A 20,723-nucleotide genomic window follows, 5' to 3' on the forward strand; every position below is an offset into this window, starting at 1 on the left:
TTAAAAAATTACTGCGTTTTTTTCATAAACAATGAAAGTACTACATTAATAATCGCTAAAATTAAACTGATTTTAAATACAAATGATGAACCTGTAGCAGCAGCTGCTGGTAAATCATTTACCATACTAGATAAGTAACTCTCTTGTTTCGCGGAGAAAAGTGAAACCATGACAGCAATCCCGATTGCTCCAGATACTTGTTGAGATGTTTGCGTAATCGCTTCATTCAAAGATTGCAAGCAAGCGAGTAATAATCCTTCTTTTCCATTAGGGAAATGGTGATACAACGCACCTTTTGAAATATTACATGCTCGTAATATTTCATTTAGTCCTACACCTTTATATCCTTTTTGCTGGAAAAGCTTTGTCGCGATTTCGATTATCAGCGATTTTGTCCATAAAAGAAAACGGAATGCCTGCCATATCGGTATCTCCATCCTCTGGAAAACTTTTAACCATGCTTATATCAATTTCAGGAGCTAAAAATGTTCTAGAAATAGGAGCTCTTGGAGGCTATAGTGGAATTTGTCTTGCCAGAGGATTTGGTGAAGAAGGAAATTTAACTTCCCTTGAATTAGAGGAGAAATACGCGAAGTTAGCGTACAGTAATTTATCGAAAGCAGGATTTGGTAATCAAGTATCCTACATAACAGGAGAAGCATTGCTAAGCCTTGAAAAACTAGTGAATGATAATCAGCGATTTGATTTTTTCTTTATTGATGCTGATAAAGAAAATTATGAGAATTACTTAGAATACTGTATAAGATTAGCGAAACCAGGTGCTGTAATTGTTACGGATAACGTACTTGCAGCTGGTAGTGTAGCAGATCAGAGTGTGAAGCCGAAACGCTATACTGAATTAATGAAGAAATTTAACGAGGCTGTGGGTAATCATCCTCAATTAGAATCGGTGCTTGTTCCAATCGGTGATGGGATGACCGTTTCAAAAGTAAAGAAATAAAAATTTAGTAGATTTATTGTTTCGTAAACAAAATTTAAAATTACTGTACTTAAAGTAACAGCTACTTTAATGTGATAAGAACCTCAGGAATGGCTGGTTTTTTCATGAAAATGATATATATTTATTTAGAAAGATAACTCCACTTTGATTAAAATTTTTTCAAAATGGAGTTTTTTATTCATTATAAAAATAATGGATGAACGGTTCCTCTCCTATGAATCTCAATTATATATGTATATGTCCTTTTATTTGAAAAGGAGAGATTAGTGACTTCGAACTTGAAAAGTCCGTTAGACTAAGAATGCTGCGAAAATAATGAAAAAATAAATTAATTTTTGAACCAATTGCCTTCTTTGTTTGTATAAGTTTATGACACGAGAGATTGGGAGGCGATTTATATGCAACAAATTGGATTTGTTATTTCAGGCGCTGTAATAGTTATTATGTTGATTGTTATTCTTGGAATTGTGATACCTTTTGACAGGAAATACATCGTTCGAAAAAACGGATATAAAATTGATTTTACAAAAACAAAAATATACTTTCGCTGGAATGTATTTGATACAATTTCTGTCTGTCTTGCGGTGTATGCGTGCATATGCGTACAAGTATTAAATATTTTAGTCTCTAGTGGATTTATGATTCAAAATCCATACGTCCAGTTTTTTACGAATCAATCACAAGTGTGGACACTTGTAGCAAGTGCGTACTTAATTAGCCGAATTTCTTTAACCTTAAAAGGAATAAAGGAGATCAAAAAACATGGCGCAGATTGGGATTGAGGAAGAGCTCATGCTTGCGTATCAAAATGGAGATAAGCGAGCTGGAGAAAAACTATATGTCTTAATTAAACCCGCGCTATATACATTTTTATATCGCTTTAACCGTGATGAGCAATTGAGCATAGATCTCGTTCAAGACACGTTTTTAATGTTAGAGCGTAAGAAGCATATGTATGAGATTGAAAAAGGAAAGATTAAAACATATTTGTTCCAAATTGGTTATCGGCTCATGATTAATAAATTGAATCGAAGAAAAAAGTGGCGATCCCTTTTGCCATTTTTAGTACCAATACAGGATGGGGAGTTCTCACAAGAAGATCAGCTCACAGTAAGGGATGCGATTTTGAAAGTTCCTGAAGATCAGAGGGCTGTCCTTATTCTTTCTTATTATCATGATATGCCACAAAAAGAGATTGCGCAGATACTTGGTATTCCTGTAGGAACGGTAAAATCGAGACTTCATACTGGTATGAAGAAATTGAAACAATTGCTGGAGGTAGATGACATTGAGTGAAAATCCCTTTGAGAAAGAGTATAAACTGAAACAACATTTAGATAGCGATTATGTAGAAGTACCAGACTTTTCAAAGAAAGTAAATCGTTTTGAACGATTGCTTCGGTTTCTTGCCTCTCCAGCAAAAGATCCTGTGGAAGCGACGATTGGAAATGATTTATCGATTGTGTTTCATGCTTCACTATTAGCGGGTGTTCCGATTCTCTCACTTATTACGATATTAATCACAACTTGGTAAAAAATGGAGGTGAAAGAAACTTCCGCACCTCTATTTGACATGCCCATATAAATAATGATATAAAGAAAAGTATATAAATAACTGAGCGTGGAAAGGGAGAAGTAGTGATCATTTCCCTGTTTTAGAGAGCTGATGGTCGGTGGAAATCAGCACATAGATGATCGCGAATTACGCCCCTAGAGCATCTTTTTTCGATTGAATCGTATTCAAAAGGGAAAAGACGGTGCTGAGCCGTTATGTGAATGAGGTGGTAGGCTTTTGCCTGCAACTAGGGTGGTAACGCGATGATCAAAATCGTCCCTTATTTGAGGGGCGATTTTTTTATGTTTTCACATTTCACGCTCTATTTAATTTAAAGGAGAGTATGTAGGATATGGGTATTTTACAAGATCTTGAATTTCGCGGACTAATTAATCAGCAAACAGATGCTGAAGGTTTACAACAATTATTAGAAAAAGAAAGTGTAAAATTATACTGTGGTTTTGACCCAACAGCGGACAGCTTACACATCGGTCATATGCTACCAGTATTAATGTTACGTCGTTTCCAATTAGCTGGTCATCAACCAATCGCACTTGTTGGTGGTGGTACAGGTATGATCGGAGACCCAAGTGGTAAAAAAGCAGAACGTACATTAAATACGAAAGATACAGTTGCTTACTACACAGAAAGTATTAAAAATCAACTTTCAAACTTCTTAGAGTTTGAAAATGTAGAAAACCCAGCAACGATGGCAAATAACTATGACTGGCTTGGAAACTTAGATGTGATTACATTCTTACGTGACATCGGTAAAAACTTCGGTTTAAACTACATGTTAGCAAAAGATACAGTTGCATCTCGTTTAGAGACAGGTATTTCATTTACTGAATTTAGTTACATGATTTTACAATCATATGACTTCCTAAATTTATACCAACAACACGGTTGTCGCCTGCAAATTGGTGGTAGTGATCAATGGGGTAACATTACAGCAGGTCTTGAATTAATTCGTAAATCAGAAGAAGATGCGAAAGCATTTGGTTTAACAATTCCGCTTGTTACAAAATCTGATGGTACGAAGTTTGGTAAAACAGAAGGCGGCGCAATTTGGCTAGATCCAGAGAAAACAACGCCTTACGAGTTCTACCAATTCTGGATTAATACAGATGACCGCGATGTTGTAAAATACTTAAAATACTTCACATTCTTATCTCATGAAGAAATTCTTGAGTTGGAAAAACAAGTAGCTGAAGCGCCAGAAAAACGTGCAGCACAAAAAGCTCTAGCTTCTGAAATGACAAAACTTGTTCACGGCGCAGAAGCATTGGAGCAAGCAATTAAAATTTCTGCAGCTTTATTTAGCGGTTCTGTAGCTGAACTAACTGCAAGTGAAATTGAGCAAGGTTTCAAAGATGTACCATCTGTAGAACGCAGTGCAGAAGATACTGGATTAATCGACTTACTTGTAGAAAGCAAAATTTCACCATCAAAACGTCAAGCACGTGAAGATGTAACAAATGGTGCAATTTACGTAAACGGTGAGCGTACACAAGCATTAGATTATGTTGTAACAGAAAATGACCGCATTGAAGGTAAGTTTACAATTATCCGCCGCGGTAAGAAGAAATATTTCTTAATTCGTTACTAATCAATAAAGGTTTATAAAAAAGGCTTTGGGGGGACGTACTCCTCAAAGTCTTTTTTGTTTTAATCTTCTTTCTATGTTCATACGGAAATCACAAGTGAGGAGTATGATGTATGTATAAGGTAAAAATGAAAGGAGTGGTAAAACGAAATGTCACTAGAAGCGCTCATTATTTTTTCTTTGCTAAATGCTGGTCAGCTTGCGGAGAATACACAAAGTGATGTACATAAAAGTCCTAAAGATGCTTATGTATATGTGGAAAAACAAGAAGAGAATAAATAATAACATTTATATATATACACGAAAAAAGCCGATCCAAAGTGAAGTGCACCCCGATTGTTAGACACAGTCTAACAATTGGAGGTGCACTTTCTTATAGCTAAATTTTCTTCAAAAGAAAAAATACGAGCGGTGAGACGATATTTAGAGGGAACTGAAGGTGGAAAAACAATTGCTAAATCTATTGGTGTTCACTCCAGTATGCTCTATCAGTGGATGAATCTTTAGGTGAAAATGCTTTTGAAAAACGCTATACATCCTACTCCTCCCAGTATAAACTAGATGTACTTAATTATATGAACGAACAAGGGACATCTATTAGGGAAACAGCGGCGATTTTCAACATTCCGTCTTACGAAACACTTCGGAAATGGAAAATAGCTTATGAATCAGGAGGATTTGATGCCCTACAATCAAAGAAAAAGGGCGTCTATCCATGAGAAATAAAAACCTTAATACCACCAAAAATCAAGGAGTAGCTGAAGGCTCAGTAGAAGCACTACAAGCGGAAAATGAGCGTTTACGTATGGAAAATGCGTATTAAAAAAAGTTGAATGCCTTAGTTCAAAACAAGGGAAAATCACGAAACAAGACAAAGCACAAGTTGCCTAATGAAATAACCTGTCTAACTTTTTAGGGTCACTTCAGTTTGTCGATGAGTTATAAGGTGACTTTTTGGTGAGTTACTTTTGGGGCAACGAAACTATAAATGATTTATAGTAATAACATAAGATTTTGACGAAAGGGCAACTGATGCATGGTTGCTCTTTTTATTTACTTTTAATGGGAACTTGTTTTTCGCTATGATACAATTATATTAATTTATAATTCTGATATTAAATATAGAAAGGAGCGTCGGAAAAAATGAGCTTCCCAGATGAATTTGCAATAAGAATAAAAGAATATTTAGAAGACGAGAAGGATAAAAAAATTATCAAGAACGGGCACAGAGATGTAATCTTTCAATATTTATATGAACTAGAAATTAAAATAGGTGTTGTAAAGAATCCTAATTTTAATTTTTTTACATCTGGTAGACGTTCGCATATAGTAGTAGAAAATATTGAATTTAAAACGGAAGTACATACTGAAAATAATATAATTGAAATTACAAAAATTGTTGATGAAGTAGTTACTCCTCTTGATACAATTATTGTACAAGATGGAGAATTGTTTGCTTTAGGTCGTAATGAAAAATTTACGACAAAGATCTTAGAAGACTATCTGCGTGAAACATTTAGTGAAAAGTTAGGACTATCACTAGATTAATTATTTTTAAAGCATTCCTTATGGAGTGCTTTTTTATTACGTATATAAAACATATTTATTAGTAACAAAAAAATACATAAAAAACAAAAATAAAAAAGGGTATAAAAAATTCTTTCAAAATGTATAAGAGCAACAAAAAAATACTATTTTGAAAGAAGGTAAGTAATATGCTTGATATTAAGATAGATGAGCGGAAAATTGAAGAACTTTTCTTAGAAGAGTTACGAAAACGTTTAGATCAAATTGAACACAGAAAAATATTTTGGGATATGAAAGAACTATGCAGACAAACAAGTATGAGCGGAAGTACTATCAGAGAAAATTTCTTTTATGATAAACGTTTTCCCAAATATAAGATAGGTGGAAAGTGGTATTTTCCAGCATTAGAAGCAGAAAAATTTCTTCATATGTGGATAAAAGAACAATGAAAATTTTTGAAGAAAAAAGGGCTAATAATCGTCAGATACAAATAAGATAAATCTGTTTTATTAGAAAATGTACAGTACTTTTTATTGTTTTGTTTACATTTACTCATTCCTATACACACGCCAGCCCATTGTAAATTTTGCCCCAATTAGTCCCAGGTACATTCTTTTTTATGCTTTATTCTGCATTATTAATGATAATAAAAAAAGCCCAGGAACCTTGGGTTAACAGGGTTTCTAAGGCTTTTAATACTACTCTTTGCAGAGTACCGAGATTAACGAGAGTAGAACTCTACGATTAACGCTTCGTTGATTTCAGCAGCTAATTCAGCGCGCTCTGGTAAGCGAGTGAAAGTAGCTTCTAATTTATCAGCATCGAAAGTTAAGTATTCTGGTACGAAGTTGTTAACTTCGATCGCTTCTTTAACAACAACAAGGTTGTTAGATTTTTCGCGAACGCTGATAGTTTGACCAGGTTTTACGCGGTAAGATGGGATGTCTACGCGAGCGCCATCAACCATGATGTGACCGTGGTTTACTAATTGGCGAGCTGCACGACGAGTGCGAGCTAAGCCCATGCGGTAAACTAGGTTGTCAAGACGAGCTTCAAGAAGGATCATGAAGTTTTCGCCGTGTTTACCTGGCATTTTACCTGCTTGGTCAAATGTGCGACGGAATTGACGCTCAGTCATGCCGTACATGTGACGAAGTTTTTGTTTCTCTTGTAATTGTAAACCGTATTCTGAAAGTTTCTTACGTTGGTTCGGACCGTGAGGACCTGGTGCGTAAGGGCGTTTTTCTAATTCTTTACCTGTGCCGCTTAGAGAGATTCCAAGACGACGAGACAGTTTCCAAGCTGGACCTGTATAACGAGCCATAGTTGACTCCTCCTTTAGTGTTTTTATTTTCGTAAAATAAAAACAGACGTAATCGACATTTATGCGCATTTTGTTTTCATGTACCTTCGCTCCAGCAGCAGGGAGTTACGAGATACACCTCAGAATTGAGGAACAAAATACAAACAATAAACTCACATTACAAGGCTGCCTTTTTATTTTACACAAACGCTATTATATCTTTTTGCTGGAATTTCGTCAAGTGAGTTCTTTTTTGTTTTATGCATAGAAATTTTGGAAATTGCAAGAAGGAATTCAAATCAGCATGAAAGAAAGGATAGCAACAGACAGAAAACGTTTACATAAAATAGGAACATAAGGGGGATGTTTGTATGAAAAAGAAACATATAGAAACAGCGCTTATTCATCACGGGTATGAGTCTAAGATGCATAAAGGGAGTTTAACGCCACCGCTATTTCAAACTTCAACTTATACGTTTGAAACAGCGCAGCAAGGAGAAGCGAGTTTTGCTGGACAGGATCCGTCTTACATTTATTCAAGACTTGGAAATCCGACTGTGGAATTGTTTGAAGAGCGTATGGCTGCTTTAGAAGAGGGAGAAGTAGCGCTAGCGTTTGGCTCTGGAATGGCAGCAATTTCGGCGACTCTTCTCGCATTTTTACGTGCTGGAGATCATATTATTTGCTCGAATGGGTTATATGGGTGTACGTATGGTTTTTTAGAAGTACTAGAAGAGAAATTTATGATTACTCATTCACTATGTGATATGGAAACAGAAGAAGAAATTGAGGCGGAAATTCGTCCGAATACAAAATTAATATTTGTTGAAACACCAATTAATCCAACAATGAGGCTGATCGATTTAGAGAAGGTTATCAAAGTTGCAAAACAAAACGAACTGCTTGTCATTGTAGATAATACATTTTGCTCGCCTTATCTACAAACGCCTCTTACACTCGGCTCTGATGTTGTTCTTCATAGTGCTACTAAATATATTGGTGGGCATGGAGATGTTGTTGCAGGTGTGACGGTTTGTAAAACGAAGGAGCTAGCTGAACAAATTCGTCCGATTCGAAAAGATATCGGGGGAATTATGGCACCTTTTGATGCTTGGCTTTTGCTACGGGGGTTAAAGACATTAGCTGTACGAATGGATCGGCACTGTGATAATGCGGAAAAAGTGGTGAGTTTTTTAAAAAACCACGAAAGTGTTGAAGCGGTTTGGTATCCAGAAGGAGAGATTGCAGCTTCTCAAATGAAGCGCGGGGGCGGTGTGATTTCATTTACGATTAAAGGTGGAAAAGAAGAAGCGCAGGCCTTTATGAATGAATTGCAATTTATTACAATTGCGGTGAGTCTTGGTGATACAGAGACGTTAGTCCAACATCCAGGAACGATGACGCACGCTGTCATCCCAGCGGCAGTGCGCCATGAAATGGGCATTGCTGATAATTTAATACGCTTATCTGTCGGATTAGAATCATGGGAGGATATTGTCTCAGATTTGGCATATGCATTACAGAAGCTATCGAATACATTTTCTCATGCGAATGGAGAATGAAAAAAAGAGCCATCGATTTACTAAATTGATGGCTCTCGTCTTTTACATATGTTTTAGGAGTGTTTCTACAAATTTCTCTAAGTAGTGCTGATCTACTTTGTCGAAACGATTTTTTTCTGGACTATCGATATCTAGTACTCCGATGACGTTGCCTTCTTTTATAATTGGTACAACAATTTCAGAATTAGACGCACTATCGCAAGCGATATGTCCTGGGAATTGATGAACATCTGCTATAAGCTGCGTTGTTTTTGTTTCAGCTGCTACGCCGCAAACACCGCGTCCAAATGGAATGCGAACGCACGCTGGCATTCCTTGAAAAGGTCCAAGTACAAGTTGATTTCCTTCTGTTACATAAAAGCCAACCCAATTAATGCGCTCTAAAAATTGGTTTAGAAGAGCCGAAGCATTTGCTAAATTAGCGACTACATTTGATTCACCAGTTAATAATGCATCAAGTTGTTTAATTACCGTTTCATATTGCTGCTCACGCGATCCTGCATAACTTTCTTTTGTAAACATGGAAACGTCACCCTTTCTATCGAGAAATGTAAAATCATAGCAAAATACGCTGTATTTCATATGACTTTGTCGATAGAAAATTAAAGGAATTTGTCTTAAAAGTCAAGAAATTTACATTATAGCTGTTCAAGGTGAGAGGAAGTGAGCGCATGAAGCAGACGAAACAAAAGGTAATTGATGCGGCAATTTCATTGTTTAATACGAAAGGGTACGATGGAACATCGGTGCGAGATATTGCAAAGCGGGCGGATGTGAATGTGGCTAATATTTCATATTATTTTGCTGGAAAGCAAGGTTTATTAGAACAGCTTATAACGGATTTTTTAGAAGGATATATCGGAGTAATTGAGAGGTCATTTGAACAAAGAGAGTATTTGCCAGCTAAAGAAGTGATGAATCATATTGTAAGGGGAATTTTGCGCTATCAGTTTGAGCATAGGGAACTTACTCGATTCTTTTACCGAGAGCTTTCACTTGATACAACGTTAATCAGAGAAGTGATGACCGTTTATTTTTCTAAAGAAAGATATTATATAGAGCAAATCATTAAACAAGGACAAGTGCAGCAGGAGTTTCAAAAGGTGTCTTTTACAATGTTTATGACGCAATTAAAAGGCATGATAAATATGCCGTATTTATACCCACAGTATATATCGGAGGTGCTGCATTCGTTTCCGTCAGAGACATTCTTTTTGGAAATGTATACGAAAGAAGTAGAGCAATGGATGGAACAAATATTATGTGTAACATATATGTATTATCCGTTACCACGAGCGGTTCATATGTAAGATACCCCCGCCATATTTTAGGTGGGGGTATCTTATAGCGTGTTTTCAAGAAGTGATTTCTTCTTGTATACGCTCTTGTTTTCGTTGCCATAAGTTGTTGCATAGTAAAGCGATAATGGTAATTATCGCTCCAATGATTTCAATTTTTTCAACTTCATAGCCTCGAAAAATGGACCCTATAAGTGCGAGCACAGGGACTAAATTCATAAATAAGATGCCGTTAATAGATGAAATAAGGCGATTGCCCATGTTCCAGCAAAAGACTGCGACAACTCCAGCAATAATGGACATATACAGTAGTTCAAAGCGCACTGTAGCAATAGTATGGAATGTAGGTATAGAAATGAATTTCATATGTGTTAGTAAAGTGACAGTCAGAACTAGCGAAATAGATCCAAATAAACATGTAAGTGTTGTATAACGAAGTGGCGACCAATTTGGAAAATGAGAGCCGCCGTTTGTGTAAATAACCCAGCAAATAACGCCAGAGAGCATGAATATATTTGTTGAGATATTGCTTGCTGCTCCAAATAACATATGAACATCGCCTTTGGAAATTACAAGCAGTACACCTATAAGTGCACAAAACATGCAAAGAAATGTATAGTTTTGTGGTTTTTTATTTTTTAAACCCCATTGTAATAATAAGGCAAGCAGTGGCATAAGGGATTGAATCATGGCTGCGTGAATAGCCCCTGAAGGTCCTGCTAATTGCTGTCCATAGAAAACAAGAAATCCGTATCCGGCAAAACCGACTGTACCATAAAATAATAAATAGAAAGCTTGTTTTTCTAAGTGAAAAGCGCGTTTTCCTTCAATCATGAAGAGAAGAATGGTAAAAATAATAGCTGCTGATCCGTAACGAAAGGTAGTGAAAAAGAATGGATCTATAAATTGCAGAGCGCTGGCCATAACTGGAAACATAAATCCCCAAGCTGTTACAGCAAGTAAGCATAAAAGAGAGCCGAATAGTATTTGTTTTTTATCCAAGAGTATCTTTCTCCTTCTTGTTTCGATATAGTAAGTTCATAAAAATAAGCATGAGATGAGTATAGTGCTCTCTTTCTATGGACAGGAAATATTGATTTGTTATAGCGGTTATAATTTTTTGTTAGAGGTGTATATCAGATGGATTTTGAAGCGGTACAATCGTTTATTGAGGTGAAACAGACGAGAAGTTTATCGAAAGCGAGTAAACTTCTACATATTTCGCAGCCGGCCCTCAGTAAACAAATTCAAAGGTTAGAGGCGGACTTAGGAGTTAAGTTATTAAAACGGTCTGCACAAGGAGTAGAGTTAACAGAAGCTGGGGAACTATTTATAAAACGAATTGAGCCAATTATAGAGCAAATAAATGATTTGAAAGGAGAGATGAAAGAGTATCAAGAAAAGAAAAAGATTTCAATTGGAGTATTGCCCAGTTTAGCTGCCCATTACATATCAAAATGCAGAGATTCATTAGAAACATACGAAGTAGAATGGCAAATTGAACATACGACAGTTTTAATGGAATTATTTCGAGAGCGAAAGATTGATGCGATGTTAATTGATTCAGTTGTGGAAGGGGCAAAGCTTGTACAAGAAATAAAAAGGGAAAATATTATTTGCGTTGTTTCAAGTGAACACGCGTATAAAGATGAACATACGATTCAAATAAAGAATTTACAGCATGAAAAGCTTATTATTTATCCGGAGATTTGCGATATTAGAAAAATGATTATGACAACGTTCAAAGGAATGGGTGTTAAGCCTACTATTGCTATAGAAACATCATACGCTGAACCGATGCTTGCTATGGTTCGGGCTGGCCTTGGTATTACGTTATTGCCAGAAATTGCAGTGGAGCAGGCGGTGCAAGATGGGATTAGCGTTATACATGTGGAACCAGCATTAACGAGAGTCATTTATTTTATATCACATAGGGAAGATACATCCTTATTACAATCGTTACAGTAAACGTTTATCCCGCATTAACGGACAGTAACACTCCTGTCTCAGAATTCAGCGGAATCAAAGAAGTTAGGTGTGGGATGAAGAAGCCCCCACTGATTAAAGTTTTACTTTATAAATATATGATAACGAAGAGAATAACGAAATTATGTGAAAATATAGTGGAGTATGAAAGAGAAGATACAGAAACTTTTAGGAAGCAATATTACAGAGGCAACAAAAGAAACATGAAATTTTAAAAAAACTAGGTCAAAAACACGTCATTACATGGTATGATTAGTACATTGTTAGTTGTTAAATATAGGGGATTTCCCTTTTTATACATAATGCCTTCCATTTCATAAACGGAACGGACAAAAAAAGAGATATAATAGGAGGCTATTTTGCATGGATTCTATCCTGACGATCGTTATCATCGTAGTAAGCTCTATTCTTGTGCTGCTCATGATAGAGCTCGTGATAAGAAATCGTTTATATAAAGATATTGAAGCACTTGAGCAGTGGAAACAAGAAATAAAAGATAAACCTGTTGCAGATGAATTGAAACGGGTTAAGGATTTAAATATGACTGGACAAACAGAAGAACTGTTTGGAAAGTGGCGTGAAGAATGGGATGAAATTGTTACAAACCTTCTGCCAAAAGCTGATAAAACATTAGAAAGCGCCCAAAAATCAGCCTCACAATTTTCCTTCCGAAAAGCAAAGCGTTTGATGAGTGAATCCATTCGTGATTTAGATGAAGCGGATAACCGCATTACGGAGATTTTAAATGAGCTGCAACAATTGCTAGAGAGCTATGAGAAAAATAGTTCGGAAATTGAAGGTTTACGTGATACATATCGTAGTATGAAAAAGAGTGTACTTGCTCATCGTCATATGTTTGGACAATCCGAACAGAAAATTGAAGAGTTACTTGATATAGAACTGGCGAAGTTTCAAGAATTTGACGATGCAACGGCAAACGGTGATTATTTAAAGGCGCGTGACATTGTAAAAAGTTTGGAAGATGGATTAGCGAACTTAGAAATTATCATTCATGAAGTTCCTGATTTATTAGTGGAGTGTCAAGCAACATTACCAGTACAATTAGATGATTTATTACAAGGTCATGATGATATGAAAAGACAAGGATATGTATTAAATCATTTAGAAATCCCTAAAGAAGTACGAGATATGAACAAACAACTACAAACATGTTTAATTGATTTGGAAGAGCTTCATATAACAGAAGCAACCGAGAAAATAGAAGGATTAAAAAAGCGTCTGGATGCGTTGTATGATCAATTAGAACAAGAAGTGCATGCGAAGCATTATGTAGAGAAAAAGTCAGTTAGTGTTTATGAAGATTTAGCAGAAATTCATGAAAAAGCAATTGAGACAAAATCCGAAACGCAATTTGTGAAACAAAGTTATCAGTTGCAAGACAAAGACATTGAATCACAAAAATTGATCGAAAAACAAATGCATATTTTAATGAAACGCTTTGAAGTATTACAATTACGTATTGCAGAGCAAGATATTGCTTTCTCTGTCATTCGCGAAGAACTGGAAGAGATTTATGAGCAATGTGAAACATTAAAGGTACTTCATGTAGAATATAAAGAGATGCTGCAAACGATGCGTAAGGAAGAATTTGAGGCACGTGAACAGTTACAAGAAATGCGTCATATGATTGTAGAAGCAAAACGCTTTATGCAAAAGTCTAATTTACCAGGTCTTCCAGAAAGCATTATGGAAGATTTACAAAGAGGACAAGAGGCGATGCAAGGTGTTTATGAACAGTTGGAATTAAAACCGCTGAATATGCATGCTGTAAATAGCATGTTAGAAGAAGCGTATACAATCGTAAACGGTGTATTTGAAAAGACGCAGGAGTTAATTGGACAGGCGTACTTAGTAGAAAAGCTAATCCAATACGGTAATCGCTACCGCAGTCACGATACTGATTTGGCGCAAAGTTTAGAAAATGCAGAGAGATTGTTCCGCGAATATGAATATGATGCAGCTTTAGAACAAGCAGCTTCTGTTTTGGAACAACTCGAACCTGGTGTTGTACAAAAAATTGCTGAATTTGTTGATAATGAACAAACCCCTTGATGAAAAAGGGGTTTGTTTTTTTGCACTGGACCTGTGTAAATTCTAGAGCGATATTGCTATAATGAATAGCGGAATACAGCAGTGTTTTTCGTTTCAAAATATAAAAGTATACTTCTGTATTGAAAAAATGGAACCTTTGAGTATGTTTAGCGTAATTGCATGTATTTGTGATATGATTATATGATGTGACAGCGCTGAAAGGGGAAGAACGATGATCTATTTTGATAATAGTGCGACGACGAAACCATATCCAGAAGTCCTTCAATCTTATGTAACGGTTGCAGGAAAATATTTTGGGAATCCTTCTTCTATTCATTCGCTCGGGGGAGAAGCAGAGCGTTTATTAACACAATCAAGAACGATTGCAGCGCAGCTCCTTCATGTTAAGCCTTCCGAGATTATTTTCACATCGGGTGGAACGGAAGGAAATAACCTTGCGATTAAAGGAATAGCGATGAAGAATCGCTCTCGTGGTAAACATATTATTACAACAAATATTGAACACGCGTCTGTGTTTGAAGCATATAAACAATTAGAAGGGCTCGGCTTTGATGTTACTTATTTACCTGTAAACGAACATGGTATTGTATCAGTAGAAAATGTAAAACAAGCGCTTCGTGAGGATACAATCCTTTTGTCAATGATCCATGTGAATAATGAAACAGGGGCGATTCAACCTATTTCTGAAGTTGGTGAATTGCTAGCGAACTATCCGAAAATAAGATTCCATGTAGATCACGTGCAAGGAATTGGAAAAGTACCACTTGACTTGTATGCTTCTCATATTGATCTTTGTTCGATATCTGGACATAAATTTCATAGCGTAAAGGGAACAGGACTTTTATATGTACGTGACGGCGTAAGGTTAGATCCGATTTTATCAGGTGGTCAGCAGGAGCTTCGTTATCGTTCGGGTACAGAGAACTTACCTGGTATTGTCGCGATGGTCAAGGCACTACGTATGACAATGGAACGTATGAGAGAAAAGAGAGACCACTTACAGAAGTTACAAGCAGAACTTGTACGTTTCTTTAAGGAAATGGAAGATGTAACAATTAATACATCGCTTCCGTATGCGGCACCACATATTTTAAATGTGTCATTCGTTGGTTTAAAACCAGAAGTAGTGGTTCATGCTCTAGAAGAGCGTGACGTATATGTATCAACAAAATCAGCTTGTTCTTCAAAAGCAAATGAAGTGAGTCGTGTGTTAGTATCAATGGGAGTACCACATGCTGCAGCAGCAAGTGCGATTCGCATTAGTTTAGCACCAGAGAATACGATAGAAGAAGTAACACAATTCGAAGGAATTATAAAAGAAACATTGCCAAAATTATATGAAGTGATGAGGTAAAGAGATATGATGACATATGAATATATTTTAGTTCGTTACGGTGAAATGACGACAAAAGGAAAAAACCGTTCCAAGTTTGTAAACACGTTAAAAGATAACGTGAAATTTAAATTAAAGAAATTCCCAAATATCAAAATCGATGCGACACATGATCGCATGTACATTCAGTTAAATGGTGAAGATCATGAGGCGATTGCAGAGAGATTAAAAGATGTATTTGGTATTCATAAGTTTAACTTAGCAATGAAAGTGCCATCAGAATTAGAAGACATTAAAAAAGGTGCGCTTGCTGCTTTCTTACAAGTAAAAGGCGATGTAAAAACATTTAAAATTACAGTGCACCGTTCTTATAAACATTTCCCGATGCAAACGATGGAGTTACTTCCTGAGATTGGTGGCTATATTTTAGAGAATACAGAAGACATCACAGTAGACGTTCATAACCCAGATGTGAATGTTCGCGTAGAAATTCGCAGCGGTTATAGCTATATTATGTGTGACGAGCGCATGGGAGCAGGCGGATTACCAGTTGGTGTTGGTGGGAAAGTAATGGTACTTCTTTCTGGTGGTATCGACAGCCCAGTAGCTGCTTTCTTAACAATGAAGCGCGGTGTATCAGTGGAAGCAGTTCACTTCCATAGTCCGCCATTCACAAGTGAGCGTGCGAAGCAAAAAGTAATTGATTTAGCAAAAGAGTTAACGAAGTATTGCAAACGTTTGACACTTCACCTTGTTCCATTTACTGAAGTACAAAAAACAATTAATAAAGAAATTCCATCTAGTTATTCTATGACAGTTATGCGCCGTATGATGATGCGTATTACAGAGCGCATTGCAGAAGAGCGTAATGCACTTGCGATTACAACTGGTGAAAGTCTTGGACAAGTAGCGAGCCAAACGTTAGATAGTATGCATACGATTAATGAAGTTACAAACTATCCAATAATTCGCCCGCTTATTACGATGGATAAACTAGAAATTATTAAAATTGCAAATGAAATTGGAACGTATGATATTTCGATTCGTCCGTATGAAGACTGCTGTACAGTATTCACACCAGCAAGCCCAGCGACAAAGCCGAAGCGTGAAAAAGCAAATCGCTTTGAATCAAAATATGACTTTACACCACTTATTGAATCCGTTGTTGCTAATACAGAAAAAATGGTATTACAAACAGTAGAAGTAGCTGAAGAAGAACAATTTGAAAATCTTTTCTAAAACCATAAATTACCATCAAAAGATATGTATGAAGTCCTATGGTTTATCACACTCTATACTCACAAGGAGGTGATACCATATGGCACGAAGCACAAATAAATTAGCGGTTCCTGGTGCTGAATCAGCATTAGACCAAATGAAATACGAAATCGCTCAAGAGTTTGGTGTTCAACTTGGAGCTGATTCAACATCTCGCGCTAACGGATCTGTTGGTGGCGAAATTACAAAACGTCTAGTTTCACTAGCTGAACAACAATTAGGCGGTTTCCACAAATAATCCCATATACGATGGCTTAGAAGGAGCGGGTTTTCCCGCTCCTTCTTTTTGTCGACATATAACTAAAAAATTTGTCAAAAGAAGTATGTTTAAAATTTACTGAAAATTCTTTATTATAGAAGGGAGGCATAGATAAAGGAGGATTAGATTATGAATAGAGAAGAATTGATAGCGCCACCGTCTTATAACTTAGTTGCAGAGATAGAGAAATATACAAGTGAAAAAGAGAAGCTTGCTTTAATTTGGCAGGATGACGAAGGGAATAGACGGGAGGTTACATATCTTGAATTAATAAAAGGTGCAAATAAAATTGGAAACGCTTTTATAAAGAGTGGCCTGCAGAAAGGGGACAAGCTTCTTATTATGATGCCGCGTTTAATTGAAGCGTATATGACGTATATAGCGGCAATTAAAGCGGGATTTGTAGTCATTCCAAGTTCAGAAATGCTTCGCAAAAAAGATATTGAATATCGTATTCAGCACGGAGAAGTAAAAGCAATTGTTAGTTATGAACCGTATATCCAGCAATTTGAAGATGTAGAGATGATGGAATCTCTTCAAAAGTTCGTGCTTAGCGAGCAGTCGGTAGATGGGTGGGTCAATTTAAAAAATGCATTAGAAACAGAAAGTGATGAATTAGCAATCGCAAAGACAGATCGAGAAGATATGGTCTTTTTATCCTATACATCAGGGACGACGGGGAATCCGAAGGGAGTTGTACATACGCATGCTTGGGCGTATGCACATTTACGTACAAGCGCTCCGAATTGGCTCGGCATCGAGGAGAATGATGTTGTGTGGGCAACAGCTAGCCCAGGGTGGCAAAAGTGGATTTGGAGCCCGTTCTTAGCGACGCTTGGTTCAGGAGCGACAGGATTTGTCTATCACGGTAAATTTGAACCGAAAACATATTTACAGTTATTAGATGATAATAAAGTGAATGTGCTTTGCTGTACGCCGACAGAATACCGTTTAATGGCAAAAGTAGAGAACTTACAGCAGTATAATTTAACAGCTTTACATAGTGCTGTATCTGCAGGAGAGCCGCTAAACCGAGAGGTAATAGAAACATTCCAAAATCATTTTAATGTTACAGTCAGGGATGGTTATGGACAAACAGAAAATACATTACTCGTTGGTGTTATGAAAGGAATGGAAATTAAGCCGGGATCCATGGGGAAACCAACGCCAGGTAATCATGTAGACATTGTAAATGAAGAAGGACAACCTGTATCTGTTGGAGAAGTGGGAGATATTGCTGTTCATATTGAAACACCAGCACTCTTTAAACAATATTATAAAGATGATGAGCGGACAGCGATGCAATTCCGTGGTGATTATTATATTACAGGCGATAAAGCAAAAAAAGATGAAGAAGGTTATTTTTGGTTTGAGGGCCGCGGTGATGATATTATCATTAGCTCTGGTTACACAATTGGCCCATTTGAAGTTGAAGATGCGCTTGTGAAGCATCCGTATGTAAGAGAATGTGCTGTTGTGGCAAGTCCAGATGAAATCCGAGGAAGTGTCGTAAAGGCATTTATCGTCTTAAGAGACAATGTGCAAGAAAAAGAAGACACACTAATTCCTTTACTCCAAGAGCATGTTAAAGAATTAACAGCACCTTATAAATATCCTCGTAAAATTGAATTTGTAGACGAACTACCAAAAACAATTTCCGGAAAAATCAGACGTGTTGAACTTAGAAAACAAGAGATGGGACTGGCCTCAAAGTAAGAAATGTGGCATTTCTAATGATGAATTAGATTGTTGCGTGTGTATGTAATATATGATAATATCTACTAGAACAAACGTTCTATTAAAGTGTATGGTAAAAAATCAAAAAATAAAAAAAAGAGGTGTCTTTTATGATTTTAGGTATTAACCCATATCTAGTTTTGAATGGTAATGGACAAGAAGCAGTGAAGTTTTATGAACATGCGTTGGATGCAAAAGTTGAAATCATTCAAACGTTTGGAGAAATGCCTGAAACTCCAGAATTTACTGTTCCAGATGAAGTGAAAGACCGTATTTTACATGCACATTTAAAAGTCGGTAATACGGAACTTATGATTTCTGATACATTCCCAGGTAAACCGTACGAAATTGGATCGCAAGTAACTGTCGCTATTAGAATAAGTGATGCAGAAAAAGCAAAAGAAGTATTTGAGAAATTACAAGATGGTGGCGAAATTTTAATGCCACTTCAAGAAACTTTCTGGAGCCCAGCATATGGACAGGTGAAAGATAAATTTAACGTAGAATGGCAAATTTCAACAGTTCCTGCTAATAATAATTAATTTTGGGAAAAGCACCATGTTACTTAAAGTGGTGCTTTTTTTCTACGCTTCAATTTCGTAGACTAAAAAGAAAAGGGGCTGAGAAGATGGGAGAGATTTGGCATGGCGGACATATTTACACAATGAATGAAGAGAAAGAAAAAGTTGAAGCTATTTATGTAGAAAATGGAATGATTCTTGATACAGGAAACAAAGAGGATCTGGAGAATCGGCATCAGGCTGAGGAGATTCATCATTTAGAGGGAAGAACTATGATTCCAGGTCTTGTTGATAGTCATATGCATCTCATTGGACATGGAGAAAAGTTACTTCGGTTAGATTTGTCTGCATGTACATCTTATCAGGAAATGCTTAAGCTCGTTATAGAGCGGGTGAACAAAACCGCAGAAGATACATGGATTATTGGTGAAGGTTGGAATGAAAATAACTTTACAGATACAAAAAGCGTCCATGTCCGTGATTTAGATGCGATTTCGAAAAAACATCCAATCTTATTAAAACGGGTTTGCCGTCATGTAACATGGGTGAATTCTTATATACTAGAAAAATCAAATATAAAAGTAGAAACGCCAGATCCAAAAGGAGGAAAGATTGGCCGCGAAATATCTGGAGAATTAACAGGGCTGTTGTATGAACAGGCGCAAGATTTAATCAAGCACGTGCAGCCGGAAATAAATGAAGCATATTTACAAAGAGCATTGCAAACAGCCATTCAAGATTGTTGGAAATATGGACTAGTAGGAGGGCATACAGAAGACCTAAATTATTACGGTGGCTTTCAAAAAACATATCATGCGTTTTCGCACGTAATAAAAGAAATGCCGTTCAAAGCCCATTTACTTGTACATCATGAGGTAGCAAGCGAACGAAAGGAACATGAGAATCAGCATTATATTGAATTTGGAGCAATGAAGATTTTTTCAGATGGCTCTTTTGGGGGAAGAACAGCATTATTAAGTGAGCCGTATGCAGACGCTAAAGAAACAAATGGTGTAGCAATTTTTTCTCGTGAAGAATTAGCCGATCTTGTAAAAAAAGCACGCAACTTACATATGCCAGTTGCGATTCATACAATCGGTGATCTATCGCTTGAATATGTCATTGATGCGCTAGAGTTATATCCACCTGCAGAAGGATTGCGCGATCGTATTATTCATTGCCAGCTTGCGCGTGAAGAGTTAATTGAGCGGATGAAGTCCTTGCCGGCTATCATTGATATTCAGCCTGTATTTGTCTCATCTGATTTCCCCTCAGTTATGGAAAAGTTAGGAGAGCATCGTCTAAGGTATGCGTATGCTTGGAAAACATTACTTGGAGCCGGACTAAATTGCTCAGGTGGATCAGATGCTCCAATTGAACAAGTGAGTCCATTTTTAGGAATCTATAGTGCAGTAACGCGGCGAAGTTTTATTGATGGAACATGTTACATACCCGAAGAGATATTATCTGTATTTGAAGCTGTCTCTTTAGTTACGACTGGAAGTGCATATGCAATTGGAAAAGAAAACAAGCGTGGTAAAATTGCAAAAGGATATGAGGCGGACTTTACCATACTGGACCGCGATATATTTAATATTGAAGTAGAGGGAATAAAGAATATACAAGTTGCCGCAACTATAATAGATGGTCAGATGGTCTACCAAAAATAATATCGGCGCTTCTGCAATATAGAAAAAATGAGTGCTGATTAATCCCTCGGCACT

Annotated in this window: 22 protein-coding genes, 1 pseudogene and 1 other annotated feature; of the genes and pseudogenes, 19 read left to right on the plus strand and 4 right to left on the minus strand. The window is 36.7% G+C overall.

From position 1 onward, the window contains the following. Positions 1–8 precede the first annotated feature (8 nt). Positions 9–437, minus strand: a complete 429-nt coding sequence (locus tag Y7E_RS34590; RefSeq protein WP_017153862.1) for a TetR/AcrR family transcriptional regulator — start codon at positions 435–437, stop codon at positions 9–11. Between Y7E_RS34590 and Y7E_RS0124560 the strand changes: the two genes are divergently transcribed. From Y7E_RS0124560 to Y7E_RS0124600, 9 genes and pseudogenes are all read left to right on the plus strand, one after another. Next, positions 413–961, plus strand: a complete 549-nt coding sequence (locus Y7E_RS0124560) for an O-methyltransferase (protein WP_237741414.1) — start codon at positions 413–415, stop codon at positions 959–961. The genes Y7E_RS34590 and Y7E_RS0124560 overlap by 25 nt on opposite strands. Before the next feature lie 443 nt (positions 962–1,404). Beyond that, positions 1,405–1,743 carry a hypothetical protein gene (locus tag Y7E_RS0124565; RefSeq protein WP_390881335.1) on the plus strand — a complete coding sequence of 113 codons (339 nt, stop codon included), beginning with the start codon at positions 1,405–1,407 and terminating at the stop codon, positions 1,741–1,743. Next, entirely contained in the window at positions 1,724–2,257 is a 534-nt protein-coding gene (locus Y7E_RS0124570; RefSeq protein ID WP_017153865.1) for an RNA polymerase sigma factor, read from the plus strand. Before Y7E_RS0124565 ends, Y7E_RS0124570 begins: the two co-directional genes overlap by 20 nt. Further along, positions 2,250–2,495, plus strand: a complete 246-nt coding sequence (locus Y7E_RS0124575) for a hypothetical protein (protein WP_017153866.1) — start codon at positions 2,250–2,252, stop codon at positions 2,493–2,495. The genes Y7E_RS0124570 and Y7E_RS0124575 overlap by 8 nt, the downstream gene beginning before the upstream one ends. A 79-nt stretch (positions 2,496–2,574) precedes the next feature. Beyond that, positions 2,575–2,800, plus strand: a binding site (T-box leader). A 68-nt stretch (positions 2,801–2,868) separates the two neighbouring features. After that, a complete protein-coding gene (tyrS, locus tag Y7E_RS0124580) occupies positions 2,869–4,125 on the plus strand; it encodes a tyrosine--tRNA ligase (RefSeq protein ID WP_017153867.1) in 1,257 nt (418 codons plus the stop codon). A 147-nt stretch (positions 4,126–4,272) separates the two neighbouring features. After that, positions 4,273–4,404 (plus strand): hypothetical protein, encoded by a 132-nt coding sequence (locus Y7E_RS0124585; protein ID WP_017153868.1) that lies wholly within the window; start codon positions 4,273–4,275, stop codon positions 4,402–4,404. 93 nt (positions 4,405–4,497) lie between these two features. After that, a pseudogene (locus tag Y7E_RS34595) lies at positions 4,498–5,007 on the plus strand (helix-turn-helix domain-containing protein); the annotation flags it as partial. A 258-nt stretch (positions 5,008–5,265) separates the two neighbouring features. Continuing rightward, positions 5,266–5,670 carry a DUF3942 family protein gene (locus Y7E_RS0124595; RefSeq protein WP_017153871.1) on the plus strand — a complete coding sequence of 135 codons (405 nt, stop codon included), beginning with the start codon at positions 5,266–5,268 and terminating at the stop codon, positions 5,668–5,670. Between the two features lie 167 nt (positions 5,671–5,837). After that, a complete protein-coding gene (locus tag Y7E_RS0124600; RefSeq protein ID WP_017153872.1) occupies positions 5,838–6,098 on the plus strand; it encodes a hypothetical protein in 261 nt (86 codons plus the stop codon). Positions 6,099–6,370: 272 nt separating this feature from the next. On the opposite strand, the gene rpsD is transcribed toward Y7E_RS0124600, so the two are convergent. Further along, the gene (rpsD, locus tag Y7E_RS0124605; protein ID WP_003201150.1) at positions 6,371–6,973 is read right to left on the minus strand and encodes a 30S ribosomal protein S4; all 603 of its coding nucleotides are present in this window, start codon (positions 6,971–6,973) and stop codon (positions 6,371–6,373) included. A 350-nt stretch (positions 6,974–7,323) separates the two neighbouring features. Between rpsD and megL the strand changes: the two genes are divergently transcribed. Continuing rightward, positions 7,324–8,514, plus strand: coding sequence for a methionine gamma-lyase (megL, locus tag Y7E_RS0124610; RefSeq protein ID WP_017153873.1), 1,191 nt, complete (start codon positions 7,324–7,326; stop codon positions 8,512–8,514). A 42-nt stretch (positions 8,515–8,556) separates the two neighbouring features. On the opposite strand, the gene Y7E_RS0124615 is transcribed toward megL, so the two are convergent. Beyond that, positions 8,557–9,036, minus strand: coding sequence for a GAF domain-containing protein (locus Y7E_RS0124615; protein WP_017153874.1), 480 nt, complete (start codon positions 9,034–9,036; stop codon positions 8,557–8,559). A gap of 149 nt (positions 9,037–9,185) precedes the next feature. On the opposite strand from Y7E_RS0124615, the gene refZ reads away from it, so the two are divergent. Continuing rightward, entirely contained in the window at positions 9,186–9,824 is a 639-nt protein-coding gene (gene refZ / locus Y7E_RS0124620) for a forespore capture DNA-binding protein RefZ (protein WP_017153875.1), read from the plus strand. 45 nt (positions 9,825–9,869) lie between these two features. Here refZ and Y7E_RS0124625 read toward each other — a convergent pair whose 3' ends face one another. Further along, positions 9,870–10,814 (minus strand): DMT family transporter, encoded by a 945-nt coding sequence (locus Y7E_RS0124625; RefSeq protein WP_017153876.1) that lies wholly within the window; start codon positions 10,812–10,814, stop codon positions 9,870–9,872. A gap of 138 nt (positions 10,815–10,952) precedes the next feature. Here Y7E_RS0124625 and Y7E_RS0124630 point away from each other — a divergent pair, with 138 nt between their 5' ends. The 8 genes from Y7E_RS0124630 to Y7E_RS0124665 all read left to right on the plus strand — a co-directional run bounded on the left by Y7E_RS0124630 (position 10,953) and on the right by Y7E_RS0124665 (position 20,669). After that, positions 10,953–11,780, plus strand: coding sequence for a LysR family transcriptional regulator (locus Y7E_RS0124630; RefSeq protein ID WP_017153877.1), 828 nt, complete (start codon positions 10,953–10,955; stop codon positions 11,778–11,780). A 381-nt stretch (positions 11,781–12,161) separates the two neighbouring features. Beyond that, on the plus strand, positions 12,162–13,871 hold the full coding sequence (gene ezrA, locus Y7E_RS0124635) for a septation ring formation regulator EzrA (RefSeq protein WP_017153878.1): 1,710 nt from the start codon (positions 12,162–12,164) through the stop codon (positions 13,869–13,871). Positions 13,872–14,082: 211 nt separating this feature from the next. Further along, positions 14,083–15,225, plus strand: coding sequence for a cysteine desulfurase family protein (locus Y7E_RS0124640; protein WP_017153879.1), 1,143 nt, complete (start codon positions 14,083–14,085; stop codon positions 15,223–15,225). 6 nt (positions 15,226–15,231) lie between these two features. Further along, complete coding sequence (gene thiI, locus Y7E_RS0124645) at positions 15,232–16,443, plus strand: tRNA uracil 4-sulfurtransferase ThiI (RefSeq protein WP_017153880.1); 1,212 nt, start codon at positions 15,232–15,234, stop codon at positions 16,441–16,443. Positions 16,444–16,522: 79 nt separating this feature from the next. Continuing rightward, the gene (locus Y7E_RS0124650; protein WP_017153881.1) at positions 16,523–16,720 is read left to right on the plus strand and encodes an alpha/beta-type small acid-soluble spore protein; all 198 of its coding nucleotides are present in this window, start codon (positions 16,523–16,525) and stop codon (positions 16,718–16,720) included. 150 nt (positions 16,721–16,870) lie between these two features. After that, positions 16,871–18,457 carry an acyl-CoA synthetase MbcS gene (gene mbcS / locus Y7E_RS0124655; protein ID WP_017153882.1) on the plus strand — a complete coding sequence of 529 codons (1,587 nt, stop codon included), beginning with the start codon at positions 16,871–16,873 and terminating at the stop codon, positions 18,455–18,457. A 131-nt stretch (positions 18,458–18,588) separates the two neighbouring features. After that, positions 18,589–19,020: a VOC family protein gene (locus Y7E_RS0124660; protein WP_017153883.1), complete on the plus strand. Its 432-nt coding sequence runs from the start codon at positions 18,589–18,591 to the stop codon at positions 19,018–19,020. An 86-nt stretch (positions 19,021–19,106) separates the two neighbouring features. Beyond that, positions 19,107–20,669, plus strand: coding sequence for an amidohydrolase (locus Y7E_RS0124665; RefSeq protein WP_017153884.1), 1,563 nt, complete (start codon positions 19,107–19,109; stop codon positions 20,667–20,669). Positions 20,670–20,723: the final 54 nt, after the last annotated feature.

This window comes from Bacillus bingmayongensis, from assembly GCF_000299035.1.
GTDB classification, from domain to species: domain Bacteria; phylum Bacillota; class Bacilli; order Bacillales; family Bacillaceae_G; genus Bacillus_A; species Bacillus_A bingmayongensis.

Excerpts from the sequence above, each read along its gene's own strand:
- Y7E_RS0124600 (WP_017153872.1), top strand. The coding sequence starts at position 5,838 with ATGCTTGATATTAAGATAGATGAGCGGAAAATTGAAGAACTTTTCTTA.
- Y7E_RS0124595 (WP_017153871.1), top strand. The coding sequence starts at position 5,266 with ATGAGCTTCCCAGATGAATTTGCAATAAGAATAAAAGAATATTTAGAA.
- refZ (WP_017153875.1), top strand. The coding sequence starts at position 9,186 with ATGAAGCAGACGAAACAAAAGGTAATTGATGCGGCAATTTCATTGTTT.
- Y7E_RS0124630 (WP_017153877.1), top strand. The coding sequence starts at position 10,953 with ATGGATTTTGAAGCGGTACAATCGTTTATTGAGGTGAAACAGACGAGA.
- Y7E_RS34590 (WP_017153862.1), bottom strand. The coding sequence starts at position 437 with ATGGAGATACCGATATGGCAGGCATTCCGTTTTCTTTTATGGACAAAA.
- megL (WP_017153873.1), top strand. The coding sequence starts at position 7,324 with ATGAAAAAGAAACATATAGAAACAGCGCTTATTCATCACGGGTATGAG.
- ezrA (WP_017153878.1), top strand. The coding sequence starts at position 12,162 with ATGGATTCTATCCTGACGATCGTTATCATCGTAGTAAGCTCTATTCTT.
- Y7E_RS0124660 (WP_017153883.1), top strand. The coding sequence starts at position 18,589 with ATGATTTTAGGTATTAACCCATATCTAGTTTTGAATGGTAATGGACAA.
- Y7E_RS0124570 (WP_017153865.1), top strand. The coding sequence starts at position 1,724 with ATGGCGCAGATTGGGATTGAGGAAGAGCTCATGCTTGCGTATCAAAAT.
- Y7E_RS0124615 (WP_017153874.1), bottom strand. The coding sequence starts at position 9,036 with ATGTTTACAAAAGAAAGTTATGCAGGATCGCGTGAGCAGCAATATGAA.
- Y7E_RS0124640 (WP_017153879.1), top strand. The coding sequence starts at position 14,083 with ATGATCTATTTTGATAATAGTGCGACGACGAAACCATATCCAGAAGTC.
- Y7E_RS0124585 (WP_017153868.1), top strand. The coding sequence starts at position 4,273 with ATGTCACTAGAAGCGCTCATTATTTTTTCTTTGCTAAATGCTGGTCAG.
- thiI (WP_017153880.1), top strand. The coding sequence starts at position 15,232 with ATGATGACATATGAATATATTTTAGTTCGTTACGGTGAAATGACGACA.
- Y7E_RS0124565 (WP_390881335.1), top strand. The coding sequence starts at position 1,405 with ATGTTGATTGTTATTCTTGGAATTGTGATACCTTTTGACAGGAAATAC.
- mbcS (WP_017153882.1), top strand. The coding sequence starts at position 16,871 with ATGAATAGAGAAGAATTGATAGCGCCACCGTCTTATAACTTAGTTGCA.
- Y7E_RS0124650 (WP_017153881.1), top strand. The coding sequence starts at position 16,523 with ATGGCACGAAGCACAAATAAATTAGCGGTTCCTGGTGCTGAATCAGCA.
- Y7E_RS0124560 (WP_237741414.1), top strand. The coding sequence starts at position 413 with ATGCCTGCCATATCGGTATCTCCATCCTCTGGAAAACTTTTAACCATG.
- tyrS (WP_017153867.1), top strand. The coding sequence starts at position 2,869 with ATGGGTATTTTACAAGATCTTGAATTTCGCGGACTAATTAATCAGCAA.
- Y7E_RS0124665 (WP_017153884.1), top strand. The coding sequence starts at position 19,107 with ATGGGAGAGATTTGGCATGGCGGACATATTTACACAATGAATGAAGAG.
- rpsD (WP_003201150.1), bottom strand. The coding sequence starts at position 6,973 with ATGGCTCGTTATACAGGTCCAGCTTGGAAACTGTCTCGTCGTCTTGGA.